This window comes from Paenibacillus sp. BIC5C1 (assembly GCF_032399705.1).
Classification (GTDB): domain Bacteria; phylum Bacillota; class Bacilli; order Paenibacillales; family Paenibacillaceae; genus Paenibacillus; species Paenibacillus taichungensis_A.
Genome location: NZ_CP135922.1, coordinates 1,239,468 through 1,259,669 on the forward strand (window position 1 = coordinate 1,239,468; position 20,202 = coordinate 1,259,669).

Below are 20,202 nucleotides of genomic sequence, written 5' to 3' on the forward strand. Positions count from 1 at the left end.
GGATGCATACAGATGAATCTCACTTAATATTCTCGCAGATTCTGAACCATGCGCTGGGCGAGCGCTGACATCAGCTGCGATTCCTCGGGTGTAAAATCTTTCTGGGCTTGGCGATCAAGCTCTTGGAATACTTCCCTCAGGTCTTTAAGTGCGGCACGGCCCTGATCGGTCAGATAGACACGCAGACTGCGCAGGTCCTTCGGGTCGGCTTCACGCCGTATAAACCCCGAGCTTTCCATACGTTTCAGCATTACCGTCACCGTTGCAGGGGCGCGGCGAAGCTGTTCAGCCAGGTGTTTCTGGGTCTGACCATCTTCCCGTTCAAGCTGGAACAGCAGCGGCGGTTGTCCTGGATATAACTCAGGGTGGTTGACGAGCTTCTCATGAACCTTGTAACGATGTAGCTTGACGAGTTCTGATAATTGGCCCATCAACCGTTCATTTCGAGCTGATTTCATAAGTGCTTCCATCCTTTTAATTAGTCGACTAACTAAATGATAAGTTTCATTTGACATATCGTCAAGTGATTTTTGACATGCAAAGAAAGCATGTGTGAGCATGCCATAATGAACTTTTGCAAGGAGATGGGAAATATTGACGCAGGCCATGAGGGTATGTTAGATTGTTATTATCTAATTGTTAATAACAAATTGTTAATATCAGAATGGAGTCTTTCGAAATGACACATAAAGGTAATTCTGATCCAAATTCATTAGATCATCAGAATCACGTGAATATAAGTGAACAACAGTTTCTTGAAACCTATGACCCAGGCGATTTCGAACGTCCCTCCGTCACGGTGGATATGTTGGTATTTACCATACGAAGTGAAACGCAGGAGAACTATCGCAAACTTGCGGAACCTGAGCTCCAGTTGCTGCTGATCCGGCGTGGCGGCCATCCCTATATGGGGCAGTGGGCTCTTCCGGGCGGGTTTGTCTCCATGCAGGAATCGCTGGAAGATGCGGCTAGGCGGGAACTATTTACGGAAACGGGACTGGATGATATCTATTTGGAGCAGCTGTATACCTGGGGAGATGTGCATCGTGATCCGCGTACGCGTGTAATCAGCTGTTCCTACATGGCGCTGGTCGACAGCAGCGAACTGCAACTTCAGGCTGGCGATGATGCCAGCGAAGCAGACTGGTTCCGAATGGAGCAGCGGCTTCTGGAGGAGAAACGCCATATTCATGAGCGTGGACGCGTGACGGAGGACAGGGTGCAGCTGATTTTGACCAATGGAACAGAGGAATTGTCGGCGGTCATTGAGACGAAAGAAACGTTGGAAGGCAGAGTACGTAGCAGCCATATTACCGTGAACGAAGTTCAAGGAATTGCCTTCGATCATGCGAAGATCATTTACTACGCGCTGGAACGTCTGCGGGCAAAGGTGGAGTATACGGATATCGCTTTCAATCTGATGCCGGAGACGTTCACTCTGACCGCTCTTCAGAAAGTATACGAGACCATCAGTGGCAAAAAACTGCTGGCTGCCGCCTTCCGGCGCAAAATCGCCGATTGGGTCATCGAAACGGGGGAGTATACAGGGAATGCCGGACATCGCCCATCCCGTTTATATAGATTGAATCCGGAAAGATTGGCCCCATGAAGTTAGGAGGGAATATCAATGGAGAAGTTTACATTTTTCTGGCGCACAGCGTCTCCGTTCTCACAGTGGCACCCGGCGGATTTTACCGTGAATGGTGTTCAATACACCAGTGCGGAGCAGTATATGATGCACCAGAAAGCTTTGCTGTTCGGCGATCAGATTAGTGCAGATAAGATCCTGAAAGCAAGCTCCGCTTCCGTACAAAAAAAGCTGGGCAGACAGGTCGCAGGGTTCGACCAGACTGTATGGGAAGCGGAGTGCAAACGTATTGTCTATGAAGGTAACGAAGCCAAATTCACCCAAAACGAGCAACTGATGACCTCGCTGCTCGCTACCCGCGGAACGACCCTTGTGGAGGCAAGCCCGGATGATCGCATCTGGGGGGTTGGACTGGCGGAGGAAGACCCGCGCATTCGTAATAGAAGAACGTGGCGGGGAACGAACTGGCTGGGAGAGATTCTCACCCGTCTTAGAGAAAATATAGGAAGTGATGAAGATGAACAATCAACAACATAGGAACAATATTCAGAACAACAATCATAGTAAAACAACTGGCATCAATAGCACGAATCAACGTTCCAAACGATCCCAGATCGCCCATCAGACACTGGCTATTCTGGAAGAAGGAGAATACGTGAACGGTTATGATCGCAGGGTTCAGATCGGTATAGATTTACAGCGAGCGATCCAAGATTCGGTCTTATATCGTCCCACGGAACTTATCGCTCTTCGAGAAAAGCGAAGTAAAGAAATGGTCCAGCTGCAACCTTCCGTCGAAACTTCAGCCGTTCGCATCGAGGTTACGGGCGAGACCACACTCGCAGCCGCTTCACGTCTTTCTGTGGATGAAGGAAGGGAAGATGTCATTTGCCTGAACTTTGCATCAGCGAAAAATCCCGGCGGCGGATTCCTGGGTGGCAGTCAGGCACAGGAGGAGAGCTTGGCCCGGGCTACGGGACTGTACCCATGTATCGCCCAAATGAGCGAAATGTATGACTACAACCGCAAGCAGCGATCTTGTATGTACTCGGATTACATGATCTATTCGCCTGCTGTTCCGGTGATTCGTGATGACGAGGATCGGCTGCTCGACCAATATGATCTGTCGGCATTTATTACAGCGCCTGCTGTAAATGCGGGAGTGGTGAGAGAGCGGGAAAATGCCGATGATCAGCAGATTGAGTCCGTCATGAAAGGGCGCATTCGCTATATTTTGGACTTGGCTTTGCTGCATGGACATCGAGCCATTGTGCTGGGCGCATATGGCTGCGGAGTATTCAGGAATGATCCGGCGAACGTAGCGAAGTATTTCCATGATGTGTTGGTGGAAGAGAACTTTAGACATTCCTTTGAACGAATCGTATTCGCCGTATTCGACCGGACAGCAGGACGGAAAACGTTCAAAGCATTTGAGAATCGTTTGGCGGGAGAGTGAATTGGAGAAGTTTGAAAAGTAAAACGTTGTAAGGGAGAGAACGGATATGGAGTTTCGTGAGATACAGCAGGATCTATTTGCTATGGAAGATTATTACACGCTTGCACACTGCATTTCCGCGGATGCGCGGATGGGTGCAGGAATTGCTGTGCAGTTTCGCCAGCGATTTGGCTTGGAGGTTCTCCAGGAGCAGGCGCAGCAGGAGCCGCTTGAGATCGGACAATGTTATTCGGTAGGGCGTACCCTCAATTTGGTCACCAAGGCCAAATTTTCGAACAAACCGACTTATCAGTCGTTTACCCGAGCCGTGGAATCCATGCGTGACATATGCATTAGAGATGGGCTCAACAAACTGGCGATGCCGCAGATTGGTTGCGGGCTGGACAGGTTGAAATGGGATAAGGTGAGGGGCATTATTCAGGATGCTTTTGCCGAAACGGATGTTGAGATCGTCGTTTGTACCTTGTGATTAGGCCATGCCGACGGACTTTTACCTACAAGAATACCAATTTGGATTCAAAAAAACCTCTGCTTTGAGTGGATGAAGAGAGCATGTTAGCTGACTCTGTTCCGATCTACAAAGAGAGGTTTTTTGTGTTTTTAAATGTTGTGCGTAAGGATCATTTTATTTCTTGGAAAACATTTCTTTGGCTTCATCCATGGCCATTTTATTGCCGATTGAAGAGTAGTCCAGCCAAGGTTGAGCGCCGATCGGGTAGACATGACCTGCTTTGACAGCCTTCAGTCCTTGCCAGATTGGATTGTTTTGCAGTTCTTTGAACATGTTCTGAGCTTCATCATCCGAGTTCACAACAACGAAGATCGCATCTGCATCAAAGTCCGGCAATATTTCACGTGAAACAACTTGATACGGTTTGGACGAATCGAATTCCTCAATGCCTTTAGCCGGAGTTAACCCCAGATCTTCATACAAAATCGGGCCCATAGGACGGCGTGTACTGAATACACGCAGTTCTTTGGCGGTAACACGGATTGCCATTACGGTGCCGTCACCGATTGTATCGTGAATCAGCGATTTCACTTCTTCCGTTTCAGTTGCATAATCCTGAATGTATTGCTCTGCTTCTTTCTCGCGGTTGACCAGTTTACCAATGTCTTTCAGGTGGTCGCGCCAAGTGCCATCATCCAGATTGAAGACGTGTACAGGAGCAATTTTCTCGAATTTGGCAATATCATCACCGGAGAATTCTTCGTCCAGATAGATGACATCCGGTTTCAGGGCAAGCAAAGCTTCCATGTCCGGGTCCTTAACGGGACCGAGCGGCGTTGTATTTTGTAGACGATCAGCAACATGGGACAAGAAGGCTTTGGCTTCCCCGCCGATCACCGAACCAACCGGTGTAATGCCGAGAGAGAGCAGGTCATTGGTCAGATGGATCGACATGGATGCGATGCGTTGATCCCCGGAAGCGGAATTGGTGTCCTGCGTAGTGTTCGAAGTGTCCGTAGTAGAACCTTCCGACGCAGAAGATGATTTATTGGCATTCCCGCAGGCTGCGAGTACAAGCACCAGACAGATGCTCATGAAGAGCATAAGGTTTTTCTTTAACATGGGTAATCTCAATCTCCTTGAACATCTCATGGATGTCGTTTTTATGTTGGGTATAACGGTGAAATTATTCGGATTGTTCCGATAAAGTCATTACTTGGTTCGTACCAGCAGGTATAAAAAGTAAGGTGCGCCTATCGCCGCGACCACAACACCTGCCGGAATGGAATTGGGCTGAAAGATCGTTCGCCCGACCGTATCGGCGGCAACTAGGATCACCATGCCGATGAGTCCGGCGGCTGGGATCAGATGGCGATGCATCGGGCCAACCAGTCTGCGGGCCAGATGTGGTGCCGCCAGACCAATGAACCCGATTCCGCCAGCCATTGACACACTGACAGCAGATAATGCTACCGTGCACAATAGCAAAATAACACGCTGGGATCTGACGGGTGTACCAATACTGGTTGCGGCAGCATCTCCCAGATTGAAGGCATCCAGTGTTTTGGAGCGGCTCCATATGTACGAGATGCACAGCACAATCCATGGAAGCAGCGCCTGAACATGAACCCAGTCTCTGCCCCACACGCTGCCAGCCAGCCAGCGGGCGGCGAAGGAATAGGTTTCTTCATCCAAACGCAGGGACAGATAGAGCGTCAGGGCATGGAAACCGGCTGCTACGGCAATGCCCACCAGAATTAGTTTAATGGGGGATACTCCGTTATGTCGGTCATAGGATAGCAGCATGATAATTAGCGCCGCGGCGACACTACCTGCAAAAGCAAACAACGGAATCAGCAAGGCCACCGAACCATTCATGGAATGGGAGAAGCTTACAAATACCATCAATCCAAAAGCCGCTCCTGCATGCAAGCCGAGAATGCCCGGATCGGCCAGTGGATTGCGCGTAATACCTTGCAGTGCAGCACCAGCCACACCGAGTCCCGCTCCGGCGAGTACAGTAACCAGAATGCGTGGCAGTCGATAGTCGAACAATACAATCTGATCATCCGGAGTGCCATTGCCTAGCAGGGTGTGAAGCACGGCTATTGGTGACAGGCGAATTGTTCCCGAGTTGAGACTGATAACAATAACGGCACAGGCGATGCAGAGCAGCGTAACGCTGACCGCGATGGAACGTTTGCCTCGTGAGGGTGCATTGGTGTTCATCGCTATAGGGCCCTCCTTTCTTTACGGGCCAGATAGAGGAAGAAGGGCACACCGACAAAGGCGACCATAATGCCTACTGCCAGTTCCTGCGGCGGGTTCACAATGCGTGATCCCAGATCGGCGAGCACCAGCAAGACGGCTCCGAGCAGGGAGGACATCGGAATGATGAGTCGATAATCCACGCCAACCAATTTGCGAGAAATATGTGGAATGACCAGTCCAACAAAGCCGATCGAGCCTACAGCAGAAACGGATACGCCAGCCAGCACAACAACCGCCGTCAAGGCAAACAGCCTGGTCCAGCGTAGATTGATTCCGAGATTAATGGCAACTTCTTCTCCTAGCGACATGAGAGATATCCGACGAGCCATAGGCAAAGTGAGCACGAGAGTAACGAGCAGAATAGGCAGAATCAGCTTCAGATGCCGCCATTCAATTCCCCCGAAACCACCCGCATACCAGAAGGCCAAATCCTGGCTCAAGTCAAAATATATGGCGACACCGGTGCTGAGCGAACTCAGCATGGCTGCAATAACGGCACCCGCAACGGTAAGCCTGATGGACGTCAGTCCTCCAGGGGCCGCCATACCCAGCAGGAAAATGAGCAGAGTGCCAAGCACAGCCCCTGCAAATGACAGGAACATAATCCAGCCATAAGGCAGCCCTGGCCAAAAGGCAAAGCTGAGCGCCACAACAAAGGTAGCTCCTGCATTAATCCCAAGAATGCCGGTGTCTGCCAGCGGATTACGTGTTATTCCCTGCATGAGCGCTCCGGCCACAGCAAAGGCTGCGCCAATTACAGCAGCAGCAATGACACGTGGCAGCCGTAGCTCGTGAATAATCTGATGCGGCGTCAAAGCCGGATTGTACTGGAATATGGCAGTCCATACGGTCTCCAGTGTCAGCCCCTTGGCACCAAGAGAAATGGCGACAAACATACTAAGCAGCAGTGCGGAAATGGCCGCCAAAAACATTAGGCCAACCGTCACTGCGGATTTTCTTGATTTGGACGGACGTTGTGACAGTCCCGGATGTTGAATGCGGGTCACTCCTTTGGTACCAACAACGCTTTGCTGTTGTTATTGATTATCATTATCAATTAGTGAACATTATAAAATCTTAATTCAGGCCCGTACATGGCATAAATTAAGATTCTAGAGATGGACATTTTTTAGATTACAGAAATGCTGGTTTGTTCGTCAACATAGAGAGCGCTTCATCGAGCTGGATGTTGATGGAATACGGAGCGTATACCACCCATGAATTCCAGTCTATGACATGAATGCGCCCAGCTTTAACCGCGGGATAGTTTTTCCACAATGGATCAGCAGTAATCTGCTGCAACAGAGTGGTACGTTCGTGCATGGACGTAACCGCAATCAACAGCACATCTGCTTCGAGGCCATTCCATTCTCCAGGCGTGAAAGGCATCCAGTTGAATCCCACACCAGCAGGTTTGCCTGTCAGTTCCTTCTGAATTCGATCAGGAGCGGCCAGCTGCAGGCTGCGGTAAAATACATGACCGAAGTTGCGATTGCTGTACATGCGCGGTCCTTTTGCAGTTAAGGTGCAGATCGCGACGGTGACCTGCCCCGCTGTTTCCCTGATCTTTTTGCGAGCCCGCTCTGCCTTACGCTCATGCCGATCCAGCCACTCCCTAGCCGCTTGAGTACGATCCACAATAGAGGCGATTTTCTGAAGGTGACCGAACATGTCTGTCTGATTCCATGGGATGGTGATGATTGGAGCCACATCTCCGATATGCTCCATCGCTTTAGCCGCTGCGTTATCCTTGGTCAGAACCAAATCGGGATTCACATCCAGAAATGCCTGACGTCCCTGTTCCCATGGTTCATAGGCATGGAATGGCAGTGTCAACGATTTGGGAACATGGGGCAGATGGCCTTGGATTTGGGCTGCACATGGTGTGATGCCAAGTGTCATCAGGTGATCGGTGTATGGATAGGAGAGTGAGACGATATTTCGATGTACCTGCTTGGCATAGGAAGTTGGCGCATAACCGGCATGGTTCCTGAACCGGCGGCTGAAATAGAATTCGTCCCGATAGCCTACGTGGCGGGCCACATCACGAATTCGCAGATCTGAAGTCATGAGCAATTCCTTGGCCCGATTCATTCGTAAATGAGTGATATATTCGATTGGATTTTTCTGCATCCGGCTCTTGAACAGCTGTGAATAATATGAAGGGTGCATACCTGCCAGTTCGGCCAACTTCTCCAGCTTGATCTCGTTCATATAGTTTTCCCGCATGTACTGCAAAGTTGATCTGAGCCAATGCTCTGGCTCGTCCTGTCCTTCCGCATCCGACTGATCATCCTGCGGCCAGAGGGTATGAAGCAGATCGGTCAGAAGCAGCTGCACTTTCAGGCTGGTCTGTGAAGCTTCGGTTGTTAATTGTGCGGCAATTCGCTGTATCCCATAGTAAGGTCCCTGAATCCATCCTGTTACAGGTGAACCAAGCTCTCGCTCATATATTCGCCGTTCTTCCGTTTTCTCAGCTACCCGAAACAGATCAAATTGAATGATATACAATTCCATCTCATGGTCCGCATCAGAGTATAGCTCCAGGGATGTTCCCGGAGTGCACAGGAAGGCAGACTTGCGGGCGACAAGGGATTCGATGCCGTTCACTACCAGCTTGCCCGTGAATTTGTGCATGTAGACAAAGGTATGGTGAGGGAGCTCAGTCTGACTCCATTGCCAATGAGTATTCACGGTAACCAGCTCTGCCTGACGCAGTTCGAGCAGCGCATCATTCAGAAAAGCATGCATTTCCGTTCGGGAGATGGATGCATCAGCTGGTTTCGGCTGATCCGGTTGGGTCAACGTGTGAGAGATAGTGCGGTTATTATTGATGCTCGGACGGGTTAACATGGTGTGACCTCCTTTCCTGGCGGGGTTGATGTGTTATAGCGAGCGAAGCCGCATATCCGATGTGAACCACTGTCGGTACGTCATCATGCTGAGCAGGATGCTGGTAATAGCGGCTGAGCTGGTAAAAGCAAATACGATCAGAATCTGGTAACGAACGGCCTCAACCGGATCGGCACCCGCAATAATCATGCCTGTCATCATGCCAGGAAGCTGAACGAGTCCTACTGTTTTCATGCCATCGATCGTGGGGATCATGCTGGATTTTACGGAACGTTTCAAAACATCCTGAAAAGCACGTCTGGGCGTTGCACCCAGTGCAAGCAGCGATTCAATTTCTCCTTTGGAGGATTCGACCTCGCGTTTCATCTGATTCAGGAACAGCCCGGATACTACCATGGCATTACCGATGGTCATCCCGCTCAATGGAATAATGTATTGGGGAGTAGGGGCTACAATACCCAGTCCTAACAACAGCCCCATCATAAGCAGCTCCGTGACTGTAATTGCAGCCGCAATATAAAAGGCAATCCAGCGAAGTCCTTTTCCGCGTTTGCCAGCATTAATGGAGGCTACGGTAATCATGAATCCGACAATGGCAATGATGAGTGCCGGGTGGTCCGAGTTAAAAATAAATTGAAGTACATAGCCGACAAGCAGCAGCTGTACAGCGGAACGAACGGTACCTATAGCAATATCCTTTTCCAGATCAAGCTTCTGCCAGACAGAGATGAGCATGGTGACCATCACAAATATAATGGTAAAACTCAGAGCGATGAGTGACATGATTTCTCCTTATTCTGCCGCAGGGGCAGGGCGCATAATGAATTGTTTGGCCAGGTCAGTGGCCGGATTGTCAAAAAAATGAGCTGTAGACTGGCGCTCCAATAGTGTCTGATTGCCCATAAACCAGGTGGTTGTACTGAATGATCGTGCCTGTTCCTGATCATGGGTAACCCAGACGAGTGAAGTACCTTCCTGCTGACTCCAGCGTGTCAATTGTTCTTCTACCATTCGGGCGTTGGTCCGATCCAGGGAAGCAGTCACTTCATCCAGCAGCAGGACCTCAGGACGCAGCATCATGGAACGAATCAGGGCTATACGCTGTTTCTCCCCTCCAGAGAGGTCGATGGCCCGCTTATGAATATCAAGATTCTCCAATCCCATGCCTGCAAGCAGGCGGCGGGCGAGATCCTGATCGTATGGCTGCCTGTGAAGCAGGTGCACCGTTTTCAGGTTATCTTCCACACTGCCTGCCAGCATGACAGCCTGCTGTGCGACATATGTCATTCGCATGCGCCAGATACGAGGGTCCGAATCCCGATAAGAAATTCCTTTCCAGATCAGGTCTCCTTCATCAGGAATATCCAGAAGGGCGAGAATGCGGAGCAAGGTGCTCTTCCCTTGGCCGGATGCACCAAGTATGGCAATACGTTCTCCCTGATCCACTACTGCGTTCACATGTTCAAATAAAATACGCTGCTCGGTTAAACCGATACGTTTTACTAGCTTATCAATGGTTATAAGTGTGGACAAAGTCGGGCCGTCCTTTCATCCGTGATCTGCAATCATCTTAGCAAAAATACGGAAAAATTGAAATGAGAGTGAATCTCAATTAGAACATTGAAATGACAACATCGAATGTGAAAGATGAAACTGGTCTGACGCAAGCGGTTCTTTTTGGTAAAATAAAGAAGACTCCGTGTTGGCCTAATCGAGATCGTGATCTTTTTAAAATATGTTGATATCAGGGGAGGCTTTACGATGACGAAAGTTGTTGGACGGGACAAAGTGAATTGGGGCATTATGGGCACGGGATGGATTGCATCCCAATTCGCGCGAGATCTGGAGCATGCCGGGAATGCTGTAAAAGCGGCGGTGGGTTCACGAACAGCCGAAAGTGCAGAGAAGTTTGCAGCTGAATATGGTTTTGCACGCGCTTACGGTTCATATGATGAGCTGCTGCAGGACCCTGAAGTGGATATTATTTATGTGGCTACACCGCATCCGTTACATAAGGAAAATGTGCTTGCTTGTCTGGAGGCGGGCAAAGCAGTTCTCTGTGAGAAACCCTTTACGATGAATGCCCGTCAGCTGGAGCAATTGGTGGAGAAGGCGCGTGAGCGCAAACTGTTCCTTATGGAAGGCATGTGGACACGCTTTCTGCCACCGATTACCCAAGCGAGAGCATGGATTGCGGAAGGGCGAATCGGCGAGGTACGTCTGGTCAAAGCAGACTTTGGTTTCCGCGTAGGCTGGGAGCCGGAAGGCAGGTTACTTAACCCGGATCTGGGTGGAGGTGCTTTGCTTGATGCAGGGGTATATCCGATCTCCTTCGCGTCCATGATTTTTGGTGAGCAGCCTCAGCATGTGTGGAGTACGGCGAACATTGGACAGACGGGTGTGGATGAACAGTTCTCCGTACTGTTGTCTTATTCCGAAGGCCGTTCTGCCTCGCTGAATGGGGCCATTCGGCTTAACCTGAGTAACGAAGCGGTCATATATGGCACAGAAGGGTACATTCGTTTACCACTTTTCCTGGCAGGCAAAGAAGCCTATCTGCATGTGAACGGCCAGGACGAACCGGAGAAATTCACCGATGACCGGACGTGTATTGGATATGCATTTGAAGCCGAGGAAGCAGGGCGCTGCATTCTGGAAGGACGTACCGAGAGCAGAACGATCCAACTGGACGAATCCCTGGAAATCATGAAGTTGATGGACACCATTCGTGGACAGTGGGGCCTGCGTTACAAATCCGAGTAAATAGACAGGAGTGGAAAAGCGATGGTGAAAATTCTGATCTCTGGATTTGAACCTTTTGGCGGGGATGCGGTGAATCCAACGGGAGAGCTGATGGAGGCATTTGCGCAGGAAGTGATGGAGGGAGCGGAGCTGAAAACAGTGCTGCTGCCTGTGCACTTCGATGAATGTGCGGATCTGCTGATCGCAGAGATGGAATCCTGGCGACCTGATGTTGTCATCGCCTGTGGTCTGGCCAAAGGCAGGACAGCCATTACAGTTGAACGGATTGCTGTTAATGTCAAAGATACTCCTCCTAACTCCTATGCGGACAACCAGGGCCAGCAACCTGTGGACGAGCTCATCGTGGAGGGCAGCCCAGACGGTCTGTTCTCCACATTGCCAATTCGTGCGATGGTAAATAACCTGGGGGCAGCAGGCATCCCGGCTGCGGTGTCCAATACGGCAGGCACGTATATTTGTAACAATACGATGTATCGGGTGCTGGATCATATCCGATTGAAGCAGCTTCCGATTCGTGCCGGATTTGTACATTTCCCAGCTTCAACGGAGATGGCTGTGTTTCAACCTTCCGTGCCGTCACTGCCCATTCCCATGATGCTGGATGCTCTGCGGGTTATGATTCGCACGGTAATAGCGGAGTAACGGGTAGTGACATGATGGAAGGTAAATGAATGATGGTTGGCATCATGTGCATCTCCTAGTGTGCGGTGTAATGAGTGATACGCATCCTGATTACCAGTTTTGTATCCCGACCTGCGTATACATATTGGACTGCTGAGAGTTTGTTAATATGTGGAGTTTGAGGGATCAACAAGGTGTGAAGATTTCGATTTTTGTTGAAGTGAATTAAAAAAGGCTGTCCTGTAGTCAATAAACATGACTTTACAGGACGGCCTTTTAATTATTGGTATTGGTGGCAGTGAGAGATGTGGAGCCTCGTCACGTCTAACGAACTTGAGAAACGCTGATGGGCGAAGATTCACAACTACTGGAATCTAACGAATCACAGAAGCGTTATTTGGGCGATATACCCGATTTTTCTGTCTTTTCGCCGAGTTTTACGGAAATAACGTGACTGAGATTCGTTAGTATTGGCATTCCGCTGAGTTCAGCTTAATAAGGTGTTACCGGTTCGTTAGCGGTTTTGGGGCCCGCAGGTCAATATTACATCACTGAGACCGTACCCAACAGAAATAGGAAAACGAGATTGGGCACAGCCTCAGTGATGTATGTTTTGTATGAATACCTGACGAATTAGATCCGCAACAAATCCAGATCGAACTCGGGAACAAGACCTTCTTTCATCGCTCGTCCAAGCAATGCTGTAATTGCACCGTAACCGTCATCGCCCAGGTTGGCACTGAACTCGTTAACGTATAGGCCGATATGCTGCGCAGTTACATCAGGGTCCATCTCTTGAGCATGTTCCATGACGTATGCTTTGGACTCATCCGGATGCGCCCAAGCGTATTCCACCGAGACACGTGCCCAACCTGCAAGAGCGTGAGCATCCAGGTTACGACGGGCGATGATCGCACCCAGCGGGATTGGAAGACCAGTGTCGCTTTCCCACCAGTTACCGAGATCTGTCATAAGTTTGAGATCATAATTCTGGTACGTGAAGCGTGCTTCATGGATAACCAAGCCGGCATCGATTTTGCCATCCCGGACAGCAGGCATAATCTGGTCGAATGGCATAACGACAATCTCGCCTACACCGCCGGGAACATTTTGTGCTGCCCAGAGACGGAATAACAGGTAGGCTGTTGAACGTTCGCTCGGCACGGCAACTCGGCGTCCCGAGAGATAGGCCGGATCGGTTGTGCCGTTAGCGGTCAGAACCAGTGGACCACATCCTCTGCCAAGTGCGCCGCCCGCAGGCAAGAGCGCATAATCTTTCAGCACATAAGGCAGTGCTGCATAGGATATTTTCATGACTTCAGGTGTATCTGGTCCATCCGGATTAGCCGCAAGGCCGTTGGTAATATCGATGTCCGCATAACGGACATCAAGCTCAGGTGCACCAGGAATAAGTCCATGCACCCATGCGTGAAAGATAAATGTATCGTTAGGACAAGGGGAAAATGCAATTTTCATGATGTAAGTACCTCCCGTAAAATGGAACTTGCAGCCTGGAGCGCATCCAGGGCATCCTTGATGCACCAGGCGTCGCGGTCGCGTGGACCGACCGCGTTGGATATAGCCCGCAGTTCGAGTGCAGGCACGCCGAACTGCTGGGCAGCAGTTGCCACGCCGAAGCCTTCCATGCCTTCGGCGGCGGCATCCGGCACGCGGCGCAGCAGCTCCGCGGCCGTCTCGGCAGTTCCGGTCGCCGTGGATACGGTGACCGCCGTGCCTCCGCTGACAGCGAGCCCTGCCCGCTGCAGCTCATGGCGCAGGCGCGCGGCAAGCACCGCGTCCGCCGCCACACGGGACGAGCCGAAGCCGAGCTCGTCCACGCTGAGGAAGCCGTCTGGCGTCTGCGAGCCCAGATCGGCGGCAACCATGGCGTCGGCCACCACGAGGGAGCCGACGTCCGCCCGGCCGGGGAACCCGCCGCCGATGCCGGCACTGACCACCAGCGTGTACGCTGGGGTCAGTCCGGTCCCGGCAAGGGGCCCCGGCCTTGAAGATGCGGCAGATGCCTGTGCCGCATCAGTTTGGCTTGGCGCAGCGGAGCCCTGCGCCAGCGCATTTGCGCCAGCCGCTGCTGAGGCAAAGGCCAGCGCGGCAGCGGTTCCTGCAGCGGCCGAGGCAGGGCCTACACCAGCAGCAATCACATCAAAGTGCGCAGCTTGGTCACCCAGGCCGCGCAGTACAGCCTCTTTTTCCGCATCAACGGCGGTTACGATTAATACACGTTGTGTCGAAGCTGTGGATGTCGAGTTTGTTTCAAAGCTACTTGACAAGGTTGCAGTTTCTGGGCGATTACGATCTATAGAATCATTCTGTTTCTGTTCATTCATCCCGAATTCTCCCTCTTGAGGTTTTTATAAAGCCATCTATAAAATATGTACGCATAAGCCAGACGGAGTGACAACTGTACTGACAACGAGCGAAGCGAGCACGTGAACCAGCGAACGAGCACAACGTTCTTCTCCATCATAACGGAAGGGGAAAGATCAGAACAAGCTTTGAACGTATTTAGTCGAATAAGTGATTTAACGAACAGCAGCAATCCGCCCGAACCAGTCTGAACCCTGAAATTACGCGTTTCATATAACAGAATAATCTATTTTCACCCGGCTATATGTCACTTTAATCATATATATAAACCTAACGCGAATCATACGAGAAGTCAAAGTAAATGGTTGACAATCTGTATTAACTGTACTAATAATAATAATACAGTTAATACGCCTTAGGATTGGATATATACACTTCAAAATACAGTCATCGTTCATCAATAGGGTATTACAACTTTTATAGAGAGGAGGTGCGGGATGTTCGAATTGGATGTACGCAGCCGTAAGGCGATCTATGAGCAACTAGTGGACAAAATCAAAGAAATGATCGTGTACGGTGTTCTCCAACCCGATGAGCAGCTGCCTTCCGTTCGCACACTATCCGGGCAGCTCACGGTTAATCCGAATACGATTCAGAAGGCGTACCGGGAACTTGAACGTGAAGGTTATATCTATTCATTGCAGGGAAAAGGGAGCTTCGTATCATCGTCCGTGGAACATCCGAATGCAGCCATGAGAGATGAAATCAGAGCCGCTCTGGTGAAGCTGATTGCGGAAGCTTCATATTCGGGTTTGAGCAAAGCCGATATGACGCTTTTATTTGAGGAAGCGATGGCCCGTATAGAGAAGGGGGAGCCGCATGATTGAGCTGAATCAGGTCATTAAGGCATTTGAACAGGAAAAAGCCGTTGATGGCGTCACGATGCAAGTACATAAGGGATCGATCTACGGTTTGCTCGGTTCCAACGGGGCAGGCAAAACGTCGCTGCTCAAAATACTCGCAGGCATCTATCGTCAGGATAGCGGCACGGTTCGCATTGATGGGCAAGAGATATATGAAAATATGGACCTCAAGGGACGTACCATTTTTATGGCGGATGCACCATACTTTTTCCCTCAATCGTCCATTCATCAGATGGCTGCCTTCTATCGTTCGGTATACCCGCGCTGGAATGAGGAACGCTTCATACAGCTTGGCAGTGTATTTAAACTGGACGTGAAACGTAAGCTGCATCGCATGTCCAAAGGCATGCGCCGTCAGGCAGCCGTCTGGCTTGGGCTAAGCTGTATGCCTGAAGTGCTGCTCATGGATGAGCCAATTGATGGACTTGATCCGGTCATGCGGCAGCAGATCAAAAATCTGCTGTTCCAGGAAGCAGCGGAGCGTCAGGTGACGATTTTGATCTCGTCTCACAACTTGCGTGAGATTGAAGACCTGTGCGACCATGTTGCCATCATGCACAAAGGCCGGATTATCGTAGAGAAAGATCTGGACGATCTGAAGGCTGATACCCATAAAATTCAGGTCGCTTTCCGTCATCCTGATCATGCCGAGGCAATGGACGAACAGGTGAATATTTTACATGAAGAGAAGCGCGGCAGTGTATCCCTGTTTATTGTGAAAGGTAATCGCGAGGTTGTGACGGAACGATTCCGTGCATTTGATCCCTATCTGCTGGATGTGCTGCCGCTGACGCTGGAAGAAATATTTATCTATGAAATGGAGGATGCAGGATATGATATTCAACCGATTGTTCTGTAACCGGGGCATCCTGTTCCAAAATTTCAGGCAGCATGGATGGATTGGCATTTTGTATCTGCTCACGTTGTTGTTTTCGCTACCGCTCTATATCGGTACAGAGTACCGGGAAGTACCACAGCAGATTACGAGCTTGTTCCAGGCGAATGGGGAAGTACAAATTCTGTTTGCCATTACGTTCCCGGTAGCAGCGGGTATTTTTCTGTTCCGATATGTGCAATCCGGTGCACCTTCGGATATGTTCCACAGTTTGCCGCTGCGCCGCAAACATCTGTTAACCGTTAATTTGTTGACAGGATTTATTATGATCCTGCTTCCGATCTGGATAACGACTGCCATTACAGGCTGGGTGTGGGCTGTTTTGGATCAACCCGCATTTATATTCGGAGGTAGTTCAATCTGGATGTGGGGCCTCAGTATGAGCATCTACTCGCTGTTTATGTTCATGCTGACCGTGGTGGTAGGCATGTGCATTGGACAGTCCGTGTTGCAAGGGCTCACCGTTTATGCGCTCCTACTGTTGCCTGTTGTTGTATGGTTCATTTTTTCCTTACATCTTCAACATTACCTGCTTGGATATCCCTACGATGATATTGGGCGAAATGCACAAAATATATCTTTACTGCTTCGCATGGGTTCGATTAGTGGAGCTCCTGTGATCGGTTGGGAACTTATTATTTATACCATATTGACATTGATGTTCATTCTGTTGTCTTACGTATTCTATGCGAAGAGACAGGTGGAATCTGCTACCCAAGCGGTGACATTTACTGTTGTTAAACCCATATTCCGATTTGGTTTGATGTTTACGCTGGTTTTAATTAGCGGAGCCTACTTCACCATTATTGCTCCAAGAGGATCATCGGGGTGGGGAATTTTCGGATATATCCTCGGTGGAGTTGTCGGTTATATTGTAGCCGAGATGATTATTCGCAAGACGTGGTTGATTTGGAGCGGCAAGCTGCTGCCCAAGATGGCTTTATATGGTATCGTGGCCGGGTTGATTTTGTACGTCCCTGTTGCCAGTTGGAATGGATATGCTGCACGAGTGCCTGAGTTGAAGAAGGTTAACAGTATCAAGCTTGGTGGAGAGAGATACACTTATACTAACGGTGTCTCATCGAAAATGGATGACGATCCTTTCTATTCAAGTGATCCTGAATATATGAAAGCCGTTATTGCTCTTCATCAGAAGATCGTGGATTCTGATCTGTCTTTGCTGAATGATCCCATCAATCCTGGTATGCGTAATGACGAGTATGTGTTTATTAATTACAAGCTGGATAACGGCAAGGTGATGAAACGCAAATATTACATTCCGGAAGCCGATTTCCGTGAGGACTTAATAGCCTTGAAGCAGTCTCGAGATTATAAAAAATTTACTTACGATACCTATAAGCTGGAAGAGGATGCACTGAGTATCGGAATACGTTCCTCCATTAGTTCGTATCGTAAGGTTTACATTAGTAACCCGGAGCAAGTCCGTGAATTCAAGGAACTTCTGAGTCAGGACATCATGGATCAGACTTACGAGGAACAACGCTCTCCGTGGCAGTCCTTTGCGAACGCGGAAATCAACCAAGATTCCTCATTCGAGAATCCATCTCAGCCCAAGGAAATGTCGTACTTTGAGATAAAACCGAGTTACGACCGGGTTTTGGGCTGGTTGAAAGAAAATAAATATTATGAACAGCTGGACTTTCCTACGGAAGAAGTGGCTTCTGCACAGTTTGTGAAGCAGGAGATCAACAGTCCTGGAAATCCTCAGTTTGTATATCCTCAGTCAGAATATGTGGACGGGAATGTCAACGGCAACAAGCAAGTCGCTACTAAAAATAAAAAAATCATTAGCGACCTGCTCAAGCGTCAAAGGTCCGCTTATCAGACAGAGAAAGATACCCTGTATCAGATCAAATTGAATGTCACCCGCGGGGAGAACATCTACATGATCCTGAAAGAAGAAGACCTTACAGAAGAGATGAAAGCCATCCTGGCCGGACAGTAATATCATTTGCAAGCGGGAAGGGTTCTCCCGGTAAATATGCTGATTTCTCGATCTGACTTGACCAGAATACAAGTATGGAATATATTAGAAAAAGGTAATGATTCGATTCGAAATAATGATCATTTCGGCGAATCCCATATGGACGGCTTATGAGGGAAGCACCCGTAAGAGCAGGCAATACGCCTGACTTGCGGGTGCTTTTTTTTGTTTTAGTCAAGATTTATTCATTCAGGGATCGTAATCGAATCACCGCACAGATACTCCAGCAGGTTCTAACTATCAATTCATATTGAAGGGAGCAGAAGAGAATGCAAACTGGAATTTTGGAGGGGAAGGAAAATAATCAGGCGGGTCTTTGTTCATGTTCAGTGCAAGCCAGGCAAAGCCACTTAAATGAGGGAAATGAAGGCAAGCAACAAATTATGAACCCATACCATATGAGGAGCATGAAGAATCATAGTTTCATGAGCAAACTGAGTAATCGATACGGGGCGCGCCCTAACCTTCGCGCTAACGTATGGACCCGTATGAGCCTGGGACTCATCATCATATTCAGTATGAGTGTGATGTATTATTCCTCCACTGCTGAAGCAGCGGGCCCTGAGCTTGGCGTAACAGCCCAGAAGGCGTGGGAAACCGTGCTGAGCAAGGCCGATTCGCAGACCAAGTTGTCCCTGCAACGAGCGTACGAGAACGTTAGTAACTGGACGACGCAGGAACAAGCTTGGGAACAAAAGACAAAGACCATTCATGCCGCCAATACCAAGGATCTTGAACAACTACGTGTAAGTATAAGGCAAATCGATGATGCAAAGATCGGGGGTCTAAATGAAAAGGTAAAACAAACCGAGGCACGGTATGAGTCTTTGTTTGCCTTGTACAGTTCAGTGAATAAGCAGCTCGATGCCGCCAAAGCGATCAAAAACAAGGAATGGAGTGCGGCTATTCGCACCCAAGCGGATACGTTGAAACCAGTTGTTCAGCTTGCCCGACAAGACATTCGTCTCAAGAAAAAGGAGCTTGCCGAAGCCCGTAAACGAAAGAGCACAGAAGTGAAACGGTTGCGTACTTTACTGGCTGGAGCTGATCCGGTGAAGAAGCAGATTCAAACGGGCAAAAAGCAGGCGAGCCTGTCGAGAGAGCGATATTCAAACGCGTTGCAGCAGTTCAAACAGAGCACAAAACTAGGCCAGTCATCACGCGTATTAAGCTCGTTGAACTCCTTATCCGCAGCAGCAGAGAAATGGGCAGGTTCCAAACAACATATCTATACACTGGAACAGAAGGTAAGTGCTACCTACGCTAAAGTCAGACAGGAATTGACCAAGAGACCTAAATAAAAGTGGGCTACATTAACCCTTTTGCCACTACCGAGAAACAACAGTATAGTCGATGAGAAGACAGGACTGTGGTACACTCGAAGCAAACGAGGCGGCAGGAGGATATGAATGGCAGACAAAGAAGATTTGACCCGGTTTGGTGTGGCATTTCCCACGCCTCTGATCGAACAGTTTGACAGCTACATCGAAGAGCAGGGATACAAAAATCGTTCGGAAGCTTTCCGTGACTTGGTCCGTAAAACATTGCTGGAGCCCTCTGCATTGCATTCCGAGCAGGATGTAGCTGGAACCATTGTGATGGTATATGACCACCATATCAGTGATCTTCCCATTCGATTAATGGAGCTGCAGCACGAGGCACACCATGACATCATCTCCAATATGCATGTGCACCTGAACCATGATCAGTGTCTGGAGGTCATTGCGGTACGGGGCAACCTAGGACGATTGCGTCATCTGCATCAGCAGATCCAGGTTCAAAAAGGAGTACTGTATGCAGAGTTGTCCGTAACGTATGTGGACGAGCTCAACAAAATGGCAAGCCACCACCATCCTCACCATTCTCCTGATTCTTCAATGGATTAAATGTCAAAATGTTAATAACCGATTCATTGGCTTTAGCCGACTCTTTCCTTAGCACGTATTTAGAACAACAGATGATTGGTCCAATACCGATAATCTGTTGTTCTTTTGTTTTGTTATAATACCTAACTTCAAATGGTGGATCATCTATTTACAGCTCTATTAATC

The 20,202-nt window shown here is 49.3% G+C and carries 20 protein-coding genes; 11 read left to right on the forward strand and 9 right to left on the reverse strand.

The window, feature by feature from the left end; genetic code table 11:
- Window positions 1-23 precede the first annotated feature (23 nt).
- Window positions 24-458: a MarR family winged helix-turn-helix transcriptional regulator gene (locus RS891_RS05595; RefSeq protein ID WP_181586625.1), complete on the reverse strand. Its 435-nt coding sequence runs from the start codon at window positions 456-458 to the stop codon at window positions 24-26.
- A gap of 221 nt (window positions 459-679) precedes the next feature.
- On the opposite strand from RS891_RS05595, the gene RS891_RS05600 reads away from it, so the two are divergent.
- The 4 genes from RS891_RS05600 to RS891_RS05615 are packed head-to-tail and all read left to right on the forward strand — an operon-like array spanning window position 680 to window position 3,513.
- Window positions 680-1,609, forward strand: a complete 930-nt coding sequence (locus RS891_RS05600; RefSeq protein WP_315794716.1) for an NUDIX hydrolase — start codon at window positions 680-682, stop codon at window positions 1,607-1,609.
- Window positions 1,610-1,627: 18 nt separating this feature from the next.
- The gene (locus tag RS891_RS05605) at window positions 1,628-2,125 is read left to right on the forward strand and encodes a riboflavin biosynthesis intermediates N-glycosidase (protein ID WP_113054100.1); all 498 of its coding nucleotides are present in this window, start codon (window positions 1,628-1,630) and stop codon (window positions 2,123-2,125) included.
- Window positions 2,106-3,044 (forward strand): TIGR02452 family protein, encoded by a 939-nt coding sequence (locus RS891_RS05610; RefSeq protein WP_315794717.1) that lies wholly within the window; start codon window positions 2,106-2,108, stop codon window positions 3,042-3,044. Before RS891_RS05605 ends, RS891_RS05610 begins: the two co-directional genes overlap by 20 nt.
- A 46-nt stretch (window positions 3,045-3,090) precedes the next feature.
- On the forward strand, window positions 3,091-3,513 hold the full coding sequence (locus RS891_RS05615; RefSeq protein ID WP_315794718.1) for a macro domain-containing protein: 423 nt from the start codon (window positions 3,091-3,093) through the stop codon (window positions 3,511-3,513).
- Window positions 3,514-3,669: 156 nt separating this feature from the next.
- Here RS891_RS05615 and RS891_RS05620 read toward each other — a convergent pair whose 3' ends face one another.
- From RS891_RS05620 to RS891_RS05645, 6 genes are all read right to left on the reverse strand, one after another.
- A complete protein-coding gene (locus RS891_RS05620) occupies window positions 3,670-4,617 on the reverse strand; it encodes an iron-hydroxamate ABC transporter substrate-binding protein (RefSeq protein ID WP_315794719.1) in 948 nt (315 codons plus the stop codon).
- Between the two features lie 90 nt (window positions 4,618-4,707).
- A complete protein-coding gene (locus RS891_RS05625) occupies window positions 4,708-5,724 on the reverse strand; it encodes a FecCD family ABC transporter permease (protein ID WP_315794720.1) in 1,017 nt (338 codons plus the stop codon).
- 2 nt (window positions 5,725-5,726) lie between these two features.
- A complete protein-coding gene (locus RS891_RS05630) occupies window positions 5,727-6,698 on the reverse strand; it encodes a FecCD family ABC transporter permease (RefSeq protein WP_315796186.1) in 972 nt (323 codons plus the stop codon).
- Between the two features lie 202 nt (window positions 6,699-6,900).
- Window positions 6,901-8,619 (reverse strand): helix-turn-helix domain-containing protein, encoded by a 1,719-nt coding sequence (locus RS891_RS05635; protein ID WP_315794721.1) that lies wholly within the window; start codon window positions 8,617-8,619, stop codon window positions 6,901-6,903.
- A gap of 33 nt (window positions 8,620-8,652) precedes the next feature.
- Window positions 8,653-9,402 (reverse strand): ABC transporter permease, encoded by a 750-nt coding sequence (locus RS891_RS05640; RefSeq protein ID WP_113054107.1) that lies wholly within the window; start codon window positions 9,400-9,402, stop codon window positions 8,653-8,655.
- Between the two features lie 9 nt (window positions 9,403-9,411).
- Window positions 9,412-10,152 (reverse strand): ABC transporter ATP-binding protein, encoded by a 741-nt coding sequence (locus tag RS891_RS05645; protein WP_315794722.1) that lies wholly within the window; start codon window positions 10,150-10,152, stop codon window positions 9,412-9,414.
- 228 nt (window positions 10,153-10,380) lie between these two features.
- Between RS891_RS05645 and RS891_RS05650 the strand changes: the two genes are divergently transcribed.
- Together RS891_RS05650 and RS891_RS05655 are read left to right on the forward strand one after the other, a co-directional pair.
- Complete coding sequence (locus RS891_RS05650) at window positions 10,381-11,382, forward strand: Gfo/Idh/MocA family protein (RefSeq protein ID WP_315794723.1); 1,002 nt, start codon at window positions 10,381-10,383, stop codon at window positions 11,380-11,382.
- A gap of 21 nt (window positions 11,383-11,403) precedes the next feature.
- The gene (locus RS891_RS05655; RefSeq protein ID WP_315794724.1) at window positions 11,404-12,024 is read left to right on the forward strand and encodes a pyroglutamyl-peptidase I; all 621 of its coding nucleotides are present in this window, start codon (window positions 11,404-11,406) and stop codon (window positions 12,022-12,024) included.
- A 612-nt stretch (window positions 12,025-12,636) separates the two neighbouring features.
- On the opposite strand, the gene RS891_RS05660 is transcribed toward RS891_RS05655, so the two are convergent.
- Together RS891_RS05660 and RS891_RS05665 are read right to left on the reverse strand one after the other, a co-directional pair.
- On the reverse strand, window positions 12,637-13,479 hold the full coding sequence (locus tag RS891_RS05660; protein ID WP_315794725.1) for a 1,4-dihydroxy-6-naphtoate synthase: 843 nt from the start codon (window positions 13,477-13,479) through the stop codon (window positions 12,637-12,639).
- On the reverse strand, window positions 13,476-14,348 hold the full coding sequence (locus tag RS891_RS05665; RefSeq protein ID WP_315794726.1) for a futalosine hydrolase: 873 nt from the start codon (window positions 14,346-14,348) through the stop codon (window positions 13,476-13,478). The genes RS891_RS05660 and RS891_RS05665 overlap by 4 nt, the downstream gene beginning before the upstream one ends.
- A gap of 477 nt (window positions 14,349-14,825) precedes the next feature.
- Here RS891_RS05665 and RS891_RS05670 point away from each other — a divergent pair, with 477 nt between their 5' ends.
- The 5 genes from RS891_RS05670 (at window position 14,826) to nikR (ending at window position 20,037) form a co-directional block, all read left to right on the forward strand.
- Entirely contained in the window at window positions 14,826-15,215 is a 390-nt protein-coding gene (locus tag RS891_RS05670; protein ID WP_053783970.1) for a GntR family transcriptional regulator, read from the forward strand.
- Window positions 15,208-16,110, forward strand: a complete 903-nt coding sequence (locus tag RS891_RS05675; RefSeq protein WP_315794727.1) for an ABC transporter ATP-binding protein — start codon at window positions 15,208-15,210, stop codon at window positions 16,108-16,110. The genes RS891_RS05670 and RS891_RS05675 overlap by 8 nt, the downstream gene beginning before the upstream one ends.
- The gene (locus tag RS891_RS05680) at window positions 16,085-18,112 is read left to right on the forward strand and encodes a hypothetical protein (protein ID WP_315794728.1); all 2,028 of its coding nucleotides are present in this window, start codon (window positions 16,085-16,087) and stop codon (window positions 18,110-18,112) included. The genes RS891_RS05675 and RS891_RS05680 overlap by 26 nt, the downstream gene beginning before the upstream one ends.
- 446 nt (window positions 18,113-18,558) lie before the next feature.
- On the forward strand, window positions 18,559-19,452 hold the full coding sequence (locus tag RS891_RS05685) for a hypothetical protein (RefSeq protein WP_315794729.1): 894 nt from the start codon (window positions 18,559-18,561) through the stop codon (window positions 19,450-19,452).
- 108 nt (window positions 19,453-19,560) lie between these two features.
- A complete protein-coding gene (gene nikR, locus RS891_RS05690) occupies window positions 19,561-20,037 on the forward strand; it encodes a nickel-responsive transcriptional regulator NikR (RefSeq protein WP_315794730.1) in 477 nt (158 codons plus the stop codon).
- Window positions 20,038-20,202: the final 165 nt, after the last annotated feature.